We start from the raw sequence: 11870 nt of genomic DNA on the forward strand, positions 1-11870 counted from the left end.
GAAAGGTCTGATAATGTGGCCGAATCAACATTTAATGTAGAAAAAATTATAAAAGATTTCCCGATATTAGAACAACAAGTTAACGGTAGTAGACTCGTGTATTTAGATTCATCAGCCACAAGTCAAACACCTACTCAAGTCACTGATAGCATTGTAGATTACTACAACCGTTATAACTCTAATGTTCACCGAGGTGTGCATACACTAGGTACACTTGCTACGGATGCTTACGAAAAAGCACGAGAAACTGTTAGAAGATTTATAAATGCACAATATTTTGAAGAAGTTGTGTTCACAAGAGGAACTACAACAGCAATCAACTTAGTGGCGCATAGTTACGGTGATGCAAATGTTTCTGAAGGTGATGAAATTGTTGTCACACAAATGGAACATCATGCGAATATTGTGCCATGGCAACAGCTTGCTAAAAGAACAGGTGCTAAACTTAAATTTATTCCAATGTCAGAAAGTGGCGAACTTGAAAGAGAGGCAATTGAAAGTACGATCAATGATCAAACTAAAATTGTCGCAGTCGCTCATGTGTCTAACGTATTAGGTACAATCAATGATGTTAAATATATTGCAGAAGTCGCACATCGTCATAATGCTGTTATTGCAGTAGATGGTGCACAGTCAGCACCACATATGAAAGTGGATGTTCAAGATTTAGATGTAGACTTCTTTAGCTTTAGTGGTCATAAAATGTTAGGCCCTACTGGCATAGGTGTCTTATATGGTAAACGTGATTTATTAGATAAGATGGAACCAATCGAATTTGGTGGAGATATGATTGATTTTGTTGGATTAGAAGATGCAACATGGACAGACTTACCAACGAAATTCGAAGCTGGTACACCGCTTATTGCTGAAGCAATTGCTTTAGCTGAAGCGATTAAATATATTGATGCTATCGGTTTAGATAACATTCATCAACATGAGTATGATCTTGTGAATTATGCTTACAATGAAATGTCTAAAATTGATGGACTTGAAATATATGGACCTACTCCTGATAAAAGAGCTGGATTAATTACATTTAATGTAGAAGGTGTTCACCCACATGACTTAGCAACAGCATTAGATTCTGAAGGCGTAGCTGTAAGAGCAGGTCACCATTGTGCACAACCATTAATGAAATGGTTAAACCAATCATCAACAGCAAGAGCAAGTTTCTATATTTATAATACTACTGAAGATGTTGACCAACTCATTCAGGCACTAAATGGCGCGAAGGAGTTTTTCTCTTATGAATTTTAACAATTTAGATCAACTATACCGTTCTGTCATTATGGACCACTATAAGAATCCTCGTAATAAAGGCGTTCTTGAAGATGGCTCTCTAACAATAGATATGAACAATCCTACATGTGGAGATCGCATCCGCTTAACATTAGATGTAGAAGATAATGTTATTAAAGATGCTAAGTTTGAAGGTGAAGGTTGCTCTATTTCAATGTCTAGCGCATCTATGATGACTGAAGCGGTTAAAGGTCATACAATCGAAGAAGCATTAGAAATGAGTCAAGAATTCTCAAACATGATGCTTGGTGAATCCTACGATATTACAGAAGAAATGGGCGATATAGAAGCACTATCAGGTGTATCTAAATTCCCAGCAAGAATCAAATGCGCTACTTTAGCATGGAAAGCATTTGAAAAAGGAACAAAAGAGCAAAATAACGCGTAACTTTTGAAAAATGGGCGAACGCTATTATAAAAGAGGAGTGAAGAAAATGGCTAAAAAATCACCAGAAGTTGGAGATTATAAATATGGCTTCCATGATGAAGACGTTTCTATTTTCCGTTCAGGTAGAGGTTTAACAGAAGAAATCGTTAAAAAAATATCTGAAATGAAAGACGAACCACAATGGATGCTTGATTTTCGTTTGAAATCATTAAAACAATTTTACAAAATGCCAATGCCAATGTGGGGTGGCGATTTAACAGAGTTAAACTTTGATGAAATCACGTACTACGTTAAACCATCAGAACGTTCTGAGCGTTCATGGGATGAAGTACCAGAAGAAATCAAAAATACTTTCGATAAATTAGGTATTCCTGAAGCAGAACAAAAATATCTTGCAGGTGTATCTGCACAATATGAATCAGAAGTTGTTTACCACAACATGGAACAAGACTTAGAAGAACAAGGTATTATCTTCAAAGATACTGATTCAGCATTACGTGAAAATGAAGAATTATTCAAAGAATATTTCGCAAGTGTTATTCCAGCTGCAGATAATAAATTCTCAGCATTAAACTCAGCAGTTTGGTCTGGTGGATCATTCATTTACGTACCAAAAGGCGTAAAATTAGAAACACCACTTCAAGCTTACTTCAGAATTAACTCTGAAAACATGGGTCAATTTGAAAGAACATTAATTATTGCTGATGAAGGTTCTTCAGTACACTATGTAGAAGGTTGTACAGCACCTGTTTATACGACTAATTCATTACACTCAGCTGTAGTTGAAATTATCGTTAAGAAAGATGCATACTGCCGTTATACAACAATCCAAAACTGGGCTAACAATGTTTATAACTTAGTTACAAAACGTACTTTCGTATATGAAAATGGTACGATGGAATGGATTGATGGTAACTTAGGATCTAAATTAACAATGAAATACCCATCTTGTTTCTTACTTGAAGAAGGCGCTAGAGGTATGACTTTATCTATCGCCCTTGCAGGTAAAGGACAAGTTCAAGACGCTGGTGCAAAAATGATTCATAAAGCACCAAATACGTCATCAACAATTGTTTCTAAATCAATTTCTAAAAATGGTGGTAAAGTTGTTTACCGTGGTCAAGTACACTTCGGACGTAAAGCAACTGGTGCACGTTCAAACATTGAATGTGACACATTAATTATGGATAACGAATCTACATCAGATACAATTCCTTACAATGAAATCATGAACGATAACATTTCATTAGAACACGAAGCGAAAGTTTCTAAAGTATCTGAAGAACAATTATTCTACCTAATGAGCCGTGGTATTTCAGAAGAAGAAGCAACTGAAATGATCGTAATGGGCTTCATCGAACCATTTACAAAAGAATTACCAATGGAATACGCAGTAGAAATGAACCGTCTAATCAAATTCGAAATGGAAGGTTCAATTGGATAGGCTTAAAGCCCGTCCTTATGAGATTCTTATTTAGGAAAAAGCACGTTTGATACCAATTTGATACCATTTACTTTTTAAATGTCATCAAATACGCGTATTGCATCGTGCTTTTTTTGTGTATATAGATGACTGTAAGTCTGCATAGTTTCAGTGATTTGAGCGTGCCTCATCAAAGATTTTAAAACAAAAATATCTACGCCATTATTTGCAAGAAAAGATGCGTAAGAATGTCTTAATGTATGAATGTCATATTGAGGAAATATTTCTTTATACTTCAACTGTAAATGTTTATAATGTTTTGGTTCTATACCTCCAAATATAAAATATTGTTCTGTAAAATGCTTGTATTTTTCAGACTCTATTGTGTATCTTTGAATTAACATTTCATTTATAAAATCGGGTAATGGTATGATATCTTCAGACGATTCTGTTTTCGCTCGATTATATATTTTTCTGTTAGCAGTATCCATTGTTTTATTAATGGTTATCTCTTTTTTATATTTGTTATAGTCTACCCATTTCAATGCCATTGCTTCTCCGACTCTCATACCTGTATAATACATAAGTTTTAACAATTCTCTATAGTCATCTTCTTTAATAAGTTCTACTTTATCATCGAATTCTTCTCTTAACATAAATTTAGGTTTAGGCTTTGCTCTAGGTATAGGTGTAATTGAAATAGTTGGATCAATACGTAAACCGAAATGCTTTTTTGCGTGATTAATTACCACTTTAAAACCTGACCAAATTGTTCTAGCAGTATTAGGACTATTCACAGCTTTCATTAAGTAAGTTCTAAATTCTTGGCATTGATTCTGTTTAATTTGATTCATTTTAATATGTGCAAACTTATCTTTAATGTGTTTATTGTACTCAGCTATTTTTCTGGTACGTGTACGTTCTCTTAAATCAGTGTGTTCGAGGTAGTGGTTAAATATATAATCAAACGTATTTGAATCACTATAACCACTTTCTATTTCTGTAATAAATGCAGCTTCTGCTTGTTTAGCTTCACGTTTTGTTTTGAAACCACGTTTTACTTTTCTTTTATTATTACCGTATACATCTTTGTAGCGAACACTGAAATAATAATGTTTATTATGTTTATATATTGCCATAGTTATTCCTCCTTATAAGAAAACCTCACGTAGTGTGAGGTTAGTTGGTTATTGAATATCCGATTTGTTTATTACCCATTCAGCTTTATATGTGTTATAGAATGGCATGAAGTCCATTTCAACTTTATATTCGTCTGAGTCTGGAACATCATAATAAACGTATCCACTTGCTGTATTTCCTTTATTTAATTGATCATCAAATCCTGCTTTCATGTCATCCATTAAATAAAATTCTTGTTGCGTTTCTCCATCAATACTTAATAAGAAATCCGTATCTGATACTAAAATTTGGTCTTCAGCATTATTTTTAAATTTGTAATATACTTTTAAAATTTTGCCATTGTCTGGTGTAGAATATTCATCTTCAGGTTCTACAAACTCTGCTTTTTCAACTGTTACATCAACTTTACCGACAGTTAACTGATCTCCTATTTTTAAAGATTTCTTCCCATTTACGTCATCGTCTTGGCTATCATTATTTTCAGATGAAGATTTTTCAGTATTCTCTGTTGCTTTGTTTTCATTGACGCTGTAATCATCATTTTCTGGTATTGACATAAATATGCCTATAAAACATATTAACCCTACAATAAACAAGATTATTGAACTTATTAATGGTATAAGTATTTTTCCTTTCTTTGCAATTCTAACAACTGTAATGATAAACATTGTTAAAAAAGCGATTGTAATTAAAAACCACAATAATCCAAAAATAAAACTCCCCATAAACTAACTTCCTTTCTTAATTAAATTCTATATGTTTAAACACCTGCAAAGGGTCAAATTTAATGACATAACCCTTGTGATAGGTGGATATACCGTACTTAGTTTTATAATGCTTTAATGTCATTTCAATATATTCCTCAGTAACTTCAAAAAATTTTGCCATTTCATAAAGATTATGTACACCATGCAGATAAGCAGAAATAATTCCGTCTAAAGAGATTATTAATTCATAACCATATCTACGTGCTTTAATTTCGTACTTCTTATTCATTAAAATTTCTTGATCTGTAATGTCACCGTATGTGATTTTATGATGCGCTAATTCTTCAGCAAATGTTTCGAGTTTTTTGGGTATACTGATATTTCTATTAATAATAATCAAACCATCTTGATAAACTCCATTTAATCCGTGTTCTAGGTCGCCTTCTTCTATAATAAGTTTATCATCATATTCTAATAAAATTTCTTCTAATTTACCCATATAATAACCCCTTTGTTTACTTATTACGTTTTTCTCTTATAAAATCAATATATTTTTGTACATCTTCTAATTCTTCTTTAGTTAAATCTTTTCCGTCTAAATGGAAGGCAGTAGTTTTTGGAGTGTCATAGTTGTCTTTATCTTCAATTAACGTAGATTTAGGAACATTAAAATAGTCTGCTAACTGTTGTATTTTCTTTATTCTTGGATATTTAGTTTGTTGAATCCAATTAGAAACAGTAGGTTGACTAACACCAATAGCTTCAGCAAGTTCTTTTTGGTCGATATTATGTTGATTCATTAAACGTTGTAAGTTTCTAGACAAAATTTTTCTTGCATTATTTTCATTCATGGCTTTTATCTCCTTTAATATTACTTAACGTAATATTAACTTACCACATTACACATTACTTTACAATACTTTATATAACTTTTTGCGAAAAAATATAACTTTTGCGTTGACATGTGTTAGTAAGTAATATAAAGTTATAAATGCAAGCGAGGTGATAAAAAATGATTGAGCAGTTACCAGTGAAAAATTGGCGTCAAATAAGAAAAATGACACAAGCAGAAGTAGCAGACAGACTAGGAGTCAATCCTAAAACAGTTATAAGGTGGGAAAAAGAAGAAACTGAACTTAGTAATTTGGCACTTTATGCATTAGCTAAATTGTATGAAATTGAAATTGACCAAATTAAAGTTTAATTTTTTTTACACTTGTTATAACTTTATATAACTTTTGAGGTATTTAAAGGAGTGATCTAAGTGAACGAATTATTTTACACAGCTAATGACATAGCAAGAATACTAGGTTCATCCATACCAACTGCTTATAAGAGAATTCGAGAAATGAATCAAGAATTAAAAGAACAAGGTTATTACGTTGTAAATGGAAAAATACCAAAAGAATTATTTTACGAAAAGTATCCACATTTACCAAAAGAAGAAGTTGAGAAAGCATTGAATTTAAGGAGGCAGTGAAATGACAACAACTTGGCACTTCATTAAATATCCAGTATTAACTTTGTTAGTGGTGATTGAGTTCTTTATTATTTCAAGCTTTTCAGTAACGCCAATAGAACACTCATTACTAATGTGGGCAGTTACAGGAGTAGCGTTTGCGATGTGGGATGAAAATTTGAAAGAAGTGGAGGAAGAGTAAATGTTGAAAATAGAAATAATTTCAAAAGAATTAAGAGATGCAGTAATTGAAGAAGTAGAATTTCAATTTGATAAAGCACTTAGAGAATCAAAAACATTTGGAGATTTACTGTTATACCGACCTGATGAATTTGATTCAAATAAATTTTTATCAGAGGCTATAAATTCTGAGATTAGAAGACGCTATAGAACTATAGTTCAAAAGCTCATCAATAGAAAGTCATTAGACAAATAAAACTCCTACCGTTTGCAGACAGTAAGAGTTCGAGCAATTAAAAATATTAACACAAGCATTATATAACGAATTTAGGAGGACGTCAAAATGCGCATAAAAGAAGCGATTCAAGCACTCGAATCTGAAGGGTTCGATATAAGTAAGGACAAAGTTGTTTTTAAATTAAAAGATGGTGCTTTAGAAATGTATATCGAAGAGGACAGTGGAACACTAAAAACTGAAATTCATGATATGCAAGTATATACATCAGATGATTTAAAAGATAGAGAAATGATGGACGTTTTATATGATATTTCAGGTATTCAAAAGGAGGATGAATAACATGCCAGGTATTGCAGAAGAAATTTTATCAGAACTTAAAAGATTAAATAAGAACTTAGAAACAACAAATACAGAATTGGCAACCGTACCAACTGTTAATGCCAGACCTAAGTCAATAAGTGGTCAACCACAAACAAGTGAAATAAAAGAAGAACAAGTTGAAGTAGAAGAAACACAGGAAAAATCGAAATTCACGATTGATGATGTGAAACGTCATGCGAAAGAGTTCTTACAAAAAGGCGATGCTTCGGACAAAAAAGCTTTAAAAGATAAATTAACAGAATTAGGTGCAGGCAAAGTATCCGACTTGAAACCAAATCAATATGAAGAAGTAATTGAGTTCTTCATGGATAGATTGTCATGAGTGTAAATCATTCAGATAGAGCGCATGCCAAGTTAAGTGCAAGTGCTGCAAAGCAGTGGATGAATTGCCCACCTAGTATTAAAGCAAGTGAAAGTATTGCAGACAAGACAAGCGTATTTGCTGAAGAAGGAACATTCGCACATGAATTAAGTGAATTGTATTTCAGTCATATGTATGAAGGTTTAACTAAACGACAGTTCAATACTGAATTTAAAAAACGTAAAGAAAATGAATTCTACAATGAAGAACTTCACGAGTATGTAAAAGAATATGTTGATCTCGTTGAAGAACGAATCAACGAAGCATTCGCGAGAGTAGATAGCAAAGAAGATGTGAGTCTGTTATTTGAAACACGACTCGACTTATCAACTTATGTACCTGAGTCGTTCGGAACAGGAGACGTCATCATCTACTCAGGCGGTGTACTTGAAATCATTGATTTGAAGTTCGGTAAAGGTGTAGAAGTATCAGCTATTGATAACCCTCAACTTAGGTTATATGCACTTGGCGCTTATGAACTTTTCAACTTAGTAGAGGATATCAACGAGATTAGGATGTCTATTATTCAACCAAGAAAGGACAACTACTCAACTGAAACACTCTCAACTGAAGAACTGATTGAGTGGGCAGAGAAAGAAGTAAAACCTAAAGCACTAATGGCTTATAAAGGTGAGGGAGATTTTAAACCAGGAGAGCATTGTCGATTTTGCAAGATTAAGCATTCGTGTCGTGCTAGAGCAGAACAGAACTTAAACACTGTTAAAGCAATGGATGAGCCTTACTTACTCACAACTGATGAATTAGCCGATTTACTTTATAAAGTATCGGATATCAAGAAGTGGGCAGATGACATTGAAGCATATTGTTTAGATCAAGCAACAAATAACGGACGTCAATTCGAGGGGTGGAAGTTAGTAGCAGGTCGTTCTAGTCGGAAGTACATCGATAACGAAAAAGTTATTGAGACATTGCAAGAATACGACTATGACAAGTCGGACATCACTGAAACTAAAGTACTAAGTATTTCAAATCTTGAAAAGAGATTAGGTAAAAAGACGGTTCAAGAGTTGCTCAGCCACTTAATCGTTAAACCAGAAGGTAAGGCAACACTTGTTCCTGAATCAGATAAAAGACCTGCACTTGGTGCAGAGTCAGCACAAGATGAATTCGATGAAATTAAAAACTAAAACAAATCAAAGGACGGTAATTTATTATGACAAACACTAAAGTAATCACAGGTAAAGTTAGAGCATCATTCGTACACATTTTTGAGCCACATGCAATGGAAGAAGGACAAGAGAAGAAGTATTCAATGAGTATCATCATTCCTAAATCAGATACAAAAACAATCGAGAAAATTGAGAACGCAATCGAAGCAGCGAAAGAACAAGGTAAGGCTGAGAAGTTCGGCGGTAAAGTACCTCCTAAATTAAAAACGCCATTACGTGATGGAGATGAGGAACGACCAGACGACCCAGCATATCAAAACTCATACTTCTTAAATGCTTCAAGTAAACAAGCACCAGGTGTTATTGACCAAAACAAGATTAAATTAACAGATTCAACAACAGTGTACAGTGGGTGCTATGTAAGAGTGTCAATCAACTTTTACCCATTTGCCGTATCAGGTAATAAAGGTATCGCAGCAGGACTGAACAACGTACAGAAATGGGCAGACGGAGAACCATTAAGTGGTGCGGCAACTGCTGAAGAAGACTTCGACGAATTAGATATGGATGAAGACGACTTAATCTAAGTAAATAGAGAGGTGCATTGCATCTCTCTTTAATTATAAGTAGGTGGAGAAATGAGAACATTAAACGTCGATATAGAGACATACAGCAGTGCAGATATAACAAAGACAGGCGCTTATAAATACGCCGAAGCAGATGATTTCGAAATCTTAATGATAGCTTTCTCAATCGACAATGAACCTGTAACTTGTCTTGATATGTATGAAGTGAAAGAACACTTATGGCACGCTGCTTACGAAACATTCAAGATAGCTTTATTTGATAAGGATGTAAAAAAATATGCATTTAACGCAAACTTCGAACGCGTGTGTTTAGCAAGACACTTTGAACAAGACATGCCACCAGAAGAATGGAATTGTACCATGGTCAATGCTACACGAATCGGATTACCGGCATCACTTGATAAATGTGGAGAGGCTTTAAAACTTGATATCCAAAAAGATAAAACAGGTAAAGCACTTATCAACTATTTCTCAAAGCCATGTAGACCAACCAAAGCAAATGGTGGACGTACAAGAAACTTACCAGAACATGCACCCGAAAAATGGCAACAGTTTATCGAGTACTGTATTCGAGATGTTGAAGTCGAACAGTTAATTGCTGAAAAAATTAGTGCATTTCCAGTAACAAAGTTCGAACAGAAATTATGGTCAATTGATCAACACATAAATGACAGAGGTGTTCATCTTGATGAAGCCCTTATGACAGGTGCAGTCGAGTTAGACCGTATCAGTAAAGAACAACTAATGAATGAAGCGATTAAGTTAACAGGATTAGATAATCCAAACAGTCCAACTCAATTACTGAAATGGTTGAATGTTGAAGGATTAGACATACCTGATTTACAGAAAAAGACGGTTACTGAATGGCTGAAAGTAGCAACAGGTAAAGCTAAAAAAATGCTTGAGTTAAGACTTCAAATGAGTAAAACAAGTGTTAAGAAATATACAAAAATGCATGAAATGATGTGTAAGGACAACCGTGTAAGAGGTGTTTTTCAGTTCTACGGTGCAGGTACCGGCAGATGGGCAGGTCGAGGTGTTCAGTTACAGAACTTAACGAAGCACCACATCTCAGATGATGAACTAGACATCGCAAGAATGGCAATCAAGAAACAGGAGTATGAATGGTTAGATATGCTACTTGATGACTCTTACCAAGACCTATTAAGTCAGTTAGTTCGTACGACATTTACTGCTAAGGAAGGTTATGAGTTTGCAGTGAGTGACTTCAGTGCGATTGAGGCGAGAGTCATTGCATGGTACGCAGGCGAGAAGTGGAGACTCCAAGTGTTTGAAACACATGGCAAGATTTACGAAGCTTCAGCAAGCCAAATGTTTAACGTACCTATTGAGTCAATCGGTAAAGGTAGTCCATTAAGACAAAAAGGTAAGGTGTCTGAACTTGCGCTTGGTTATCAAGGTGGCGCAGGTGCATTAAAGGCAATGGGCGCTTTGGATATGGGCATTGACGAGTCAGAGTTACAAGGACTTGTCGATTCATGGCGTAACGCTAATCCGAACATTGTGAGATTCTGGTACGCAGTACAAGAAGCGGCAGTTCATACCGTTAAAACAAGACAAGTTAATCATACTCATGGACTTAAGTTCTACATGTTCAAGGGTGCGTTAATGATTGAGTTGCCAAGTGGTAGATCACTCAGTTACTTAAAACCTAAACTACGTCAGAACAGATGGGGTTCAGACGTGATTGTCTTTAAAGGTCAAGACAGCATTACACGTAAATGGACGGACATTGACACATATGGCGGTAAGTTAGTCGAGAATATTGTACAAGCAACTGCTCGAGATTTATTAGCTGTATCACTGGTACGACTAGAGAAAGCAGGCTATGAAGTGGTGGCACATGTACATGACGAGATAATCGTAGAAGTGCCAAAGGGCAGTAGAGCATTAAGTGATATTGAGGATATTATGAGCCAACCTGTTAAATGGGCAGAAGGCTTGTCACTAGATAGCGATGGATTTGTAAGTGAATTCTACATGAAAGATTAAAGGAGTAATCACATGAAGATACAAGTTAAAGCTAAGTATACAGCGATAGCAACGGTTGAAGTCGACGCTCATGACTGGGATAGCGCAGTTAACGAAGTAGGGAAACTTGAAAAAGATTATCCTTATGAATTTTTAGACACTCGAAATATAAAACTAGAAGAAGTTGAACCTATAAATATTGTGGAGGGAAAGAGAAATGGTTAAATACGCACCAAAAATTGAGAGGAAATCAAAACATACAAAAGAAGATTTAGCGTTAGCAAAAGCGAATGGAGTAAATTCCAGTGTGTTTTATCAAAGATTAAATAAAGGTTGGACAGTTGAACAAGCAATTAATACACCTGTTAGAAAAAAAGTATTGTATTCAGATAAAGAATTAGCACTTATGAAATTGAACAAACTTACTAAAGATAAAGTAAATAAACGTATTTCAAATGGTGTACCAAGAGGACTGGCGATAAGGGTACCAGCAAATGAAATATGTACTAAACAAATGATTGAAGAATATGAATTTGAAGAAATGAAAAAAGAAGAAACTAGGAAAAAACGAAAAGCTAAAAGAGA

Annotated in this window: 18 protein-coding genes; 14 read left to right on the forward strand and 4 right to left on the reverse strand. The window is 34.5% G+C overall.

The genetic code is table 11. From position 1 onward, the window contains the following. Positions 1-15 precede the first annotated feature (15 nt). From LQ617_RS07490 to sufB, 3 genes are read left to right on the forward strand one after another with little or no spacing between them, the layout of a single operon-like run. Complete coding sequence (locus tag LQ617_RS07490; protein WP_159315263.1) at positions 16-1257, forward strand: cysteine desulfurase; 1242 nt, start codon at positions 16-18, stop codon at positions 1255-1257. After that, the gene (gene sufU, locus LQ617_RS07495) at positions 1247-1687 is read left to right on the forward strand and encodes a Fe-S cluster assembly sulfur transfer protein SufU (protein ID WP_025904378.1); all 441 of its coding nucleotides are present in this window, start codon (positions 1247-1249) and stop codon (positions 1685-1687) included. The genes LQ617_RS07490 and sufU overlap by 11 nt, the downstream gene beginning before the upstream one ends. Before the next feature lie 46 nt (positions 1688-1733). Beyond that, positions 1734-3131, forward strand: coding sequence for a Fe-S cluster assembly protein SufB (gene sufB / locus LQ617_RS07500; protein ID WP_025904379.1), 1398 nt, complete (start codon positions 1734-1736; stop codon positions 3129-3131). Between the two features lie 74 nt (positions 3132-3205). On the opposite strand, the gene LQ617_RS07505 is transcribed toward sufB, so the two are convergent. From LQ617_RS07505 to LQ617_RS07520, 4 genes are read right to left on the reverse strand one after another with little or no spacing between them, the layout of a single operon-like run. Further along, positions 3206-4249: a site-specific integrase gene (locus LQ617_RS07505; RefSeq protein WP_239704768.1), complete on the reverse strand. Its 1044-nt coding sequence runs from the start codon at positions 4247-4249 to the stop codon at positions 3206-3208. A gap of 48 nt (positions 4250-4297) precedes the next feature. Further along, complete coding sequence (locus tag LQ617_RS07510) at positions 4298-4975, reverse strand: DUF4352 domain-containing protein (RefSeq protein ID WP_239704766.1); 678 nt, start codon at positions 4973-4975, stop codon at positions 4298-4300. A 16-nt stretch (positions 4976-4991) separates the two neighbouring features. After that, the gene (locus LQ617_RS07515) at positions 4992-5456 is read right to left on the reverse strand and encodes an ImmA/IrrE family metallo-endopeptidase (protein ID WP_239704765.1); all 465 of its coding nucleotides are present in this window, start codon (positions 5454-5456) and stop codon (positions 4992-4994) included. A gap of 16 nt (positions 5457-5472) precedes the next feature. Continuing rightward, positions 5473-5808 (reverse strand): helix-turn-helix domain-containing protein, encoded by a 336-nt coding sequence (locus LQ617_RS07520; protein ID WP_196968065.1) that lies wholly within the window; start codon positions 5806-5808, stop codon positions 5473-5475. 161 nt (positions 5809-5969) lie between these two features. Between LQ617_RS07520 and LQ617_RS07525 the strand changes: the two genes are divergently transcribed. The 11 genes from LQ617_RS07525 to LQ617_RS07575 form a co-directional block, all read left to right on the forward strand. Next, positions 5970-6161 carry a helix-turn-helix transcriptional regulator gene (locus LQ617_RS07525; RefSeq protein ID WP_049319306.1) on the forward strand — a complete coding sequence of 64 codons (192 nt, stop codon included), beginning with the start codon at positions 5970-5972 and terminating at the stop codon, positions 6159-6161. Positions 6162-6221: 60 nt separating this feature from the next. Beyond that, positions 6222-6437: a hypothetical protein gene (locus LQ617_RS07530; protein WP_239733768.1), complete on the forward strand. Its 216-nt coding sequence runs from the start codon at positions 6222-6224 to the stop codon at positions 6435-6437. Between the two features lies 1 nt (position 6438). Beyond that, positions 6439-6618 carry a hypothetical protein gene (locus LQ617_RS07535; RefSeq protein ID WP_239740096.1) on the forward strand — a complete coding sequence of 60 codons (180 nt, stop codon included), beginning with the start codon at positions 6439-6441 and terminating at the stop codon, positions 6616-6618. Further along, positions 6619-6852 carry a hypothetical protein gene (locus tag LQ617_RS07540; protein WP_196968069.1) on the forward strand — a complete coding sequence of 78 codons (234 nt, stop codon included), beginning with the start codon at positions 6619-6621 and terminating at the stop codon, positions 6850-6852. 87 nt (positions 6853-6939) lie between these two features. Beyond that, complete coding sequence (locus tag LQ617_RS07545; protein ID WP_204254348.1) at positions 6940-7173, forward strand: hypothetical protein; 234 nt, start codon at positions 6940-6942, stop codon at positions 7171-7173. Position 7174: 1 nt separating this feature from the next. Further along, positions 7175-7537: a hypothetical protein gene (locus LQ617_RS07550; protein ID WP_239740097.1), complete on the forward strand. Its 363-nt coding sequence runs from the start codon at positions 7175-7177 to the stop codon at positions 7535-7537. Then, entirely contained in the window at positions 7534-8724 is a 1191-nt protein-coding gene (locus tag LQ617_RS07555) for a DUF2800 domain-containing protein (RefSeq protein ID WP_239704756.1), read from the forward strand. The genes LQ617_RS07550 and LQ617_RS07555 overlap by 4 nt, the downstream gene beginning before the upstream one ends. Before the next feature lie 26 nt (positions 8725-8750). Further along, on the forward strand, positions 8751-9293 hold the full coding sequence (locus tag LQ617_RS07560; RefSeq protein ID WP_239704755.1) for a DUF2815 family protein: 543 nt from the start codon (positions 8751-8753) through the stop codon (positions 9291-9293). Positions 9294-9344: 51 nt separating this feature from the next. Then, positions 9345-11306 (forward strand): DNA polymerase, encoded by a 1962-nt coding sequence (locus tag LQ617_RS07565; RefSeq protein WP_239740098.1) that lies wholly within the window; start codon positions 9345-9347, stop codon positions 11304-11306. A gap of 12 nt (positions 11307-11318) precedes the next feature. Continuing rightward, positions 11319-11510 (forward strand): hypothetical protein, encoded by a 192-nt coding sequence (locus LQ617_RS07570; protein ID WP_239704751.1) that lies wholly within the window; start codon positions 11319-11321, stop codon positions 11508-11510. Further along, positions 11503-11870, forward strand: a 368-nt coding sequence (locus LQ617_RS07575; protein ID WP_239740099.1) for a hypothetical protein, incomplete at its 3' end; no start/stop codon positions are given. The genes LQ617_RS07570 and LQ617_RS07575, both read left to right, overlap by 8 nt.

It is taken from the genome of Mammaliicoccus sp. P-M59 (assembly GCF_022386135.1).
In the GTDB taxonomy this organism is placed as follows: domain Bacteria; phylum Bacillota; class Bacilli; order Staphylococcales; family Staphylococcaceae; genus Mammaliicoccus; species Mammaliicoccus sciuri_A.

Excerpts from the sequence above, each read along its gene's own strand:
- LQ617_RS07510 (WP_239704766.1), bottom strand. The coding sequence starts at position 4,975 with ATGGGGAGTTTTATTTTTGGATTATTGTGGTTTTTAATTACAATCGCT.
- LQ617_RS07570 (WP_239704751.1), top strand. The coding sequence starts at position 11,319 with ATGAAGATACAAGTTAAAGCTAAGTATACAGCGATAGCAACGGTTGAA.
- LQ617_RS07540 (WP_196968069.1), top strand. The coding sequence starts at position 6,619 with ATGTTGAAAATAGAAATAATTTCAAAAGAATTAAGAGATGCAGTAATT.
- LQ617_RS07555 (WP_239704756.1), top strand. The coding sequence starts at position 7,534 with ATGAGTGTAAATCATTCAGATAGAGCGCATGCCAAGTTAAGTGCAAGT.
- LQ617_RS07515 (WP_239704765.1), bottom strand. The coding sequence starts at position 5,456 with ATGGGTAAATTAGAAGAAATTTTATTAGAATATGATGATAAACTTATT.
- sufU (WP_025904378.1), top strand. The coding sequence starts at position 1,247 with ATGAATTTTAACAATTTAGATCAACTATACCGTTCTGTCATTATGGAC.
- LQ617_RS07520 (WP_196968065.1), bottom strand. The coding sequence starts at position 5,808 with ATGAATGAAAATAATGCAAGAAAAATTTTGTCTAGAAACTTACAACGT.
- LQ617_RS07560 (WP_239704755.1), top strand. The coding sequence starts at position 8,751 with ATGACAAACACTAAAGTAATCACAGGTAAAGTTAGAGCATCATTCGTA.
- LQ617_RS07545 (WP_204254348.1), top strand. The coding sequence starts at position 6,940 with ATGCGCATAAAAGAAGCGATTCAAGCACTCGAATCTGAAGGGTTCGAT.
- LQ617_RS07505 (WP_239704768.1), bottom strand. The coding sequence starts at position 4,249 with ATGGCAATATATAAACATAATAAACATTATTATTTCAGTGTTCGCTAC.
- LQ617_RS07535 (WP_239740096.1), top strand. The coding sequence starts at position 6,439 with ATGACAACAACTTGGCACTTCATTAAATATCCAGTATTAACTTTGTTA.
- LQ617_RS07550 (WP_239740097.1), top strand. The coding sequence starts at position 7,175 with ATGCCAGGTATTGCAGAAGAAATTTTATCAGAACTTAAAAGATTAAAT.
- sufB (WP_025904379.1), top strand. The coding sequence starts at position 1,734 with ATGGCTAAAAAATCACCAGAAGTTGGAGATTATAAATATGGCTTCCAT.
- LQ617_RS07565 (WP_239740098.1), top strand. The coding sequence starts at position 9,345 with ATGAGAACATTAAACGTCGATATAGAGACATACAGCAGTGCAGATATA.
- LQ617_RS07525 (WP_049319306.1), top strand. The coding sequence starts at position 5,970 with ATGATTGAGCAGTTACCAGTGAAAAATTGGCGTCAAATAAGAAAAATG.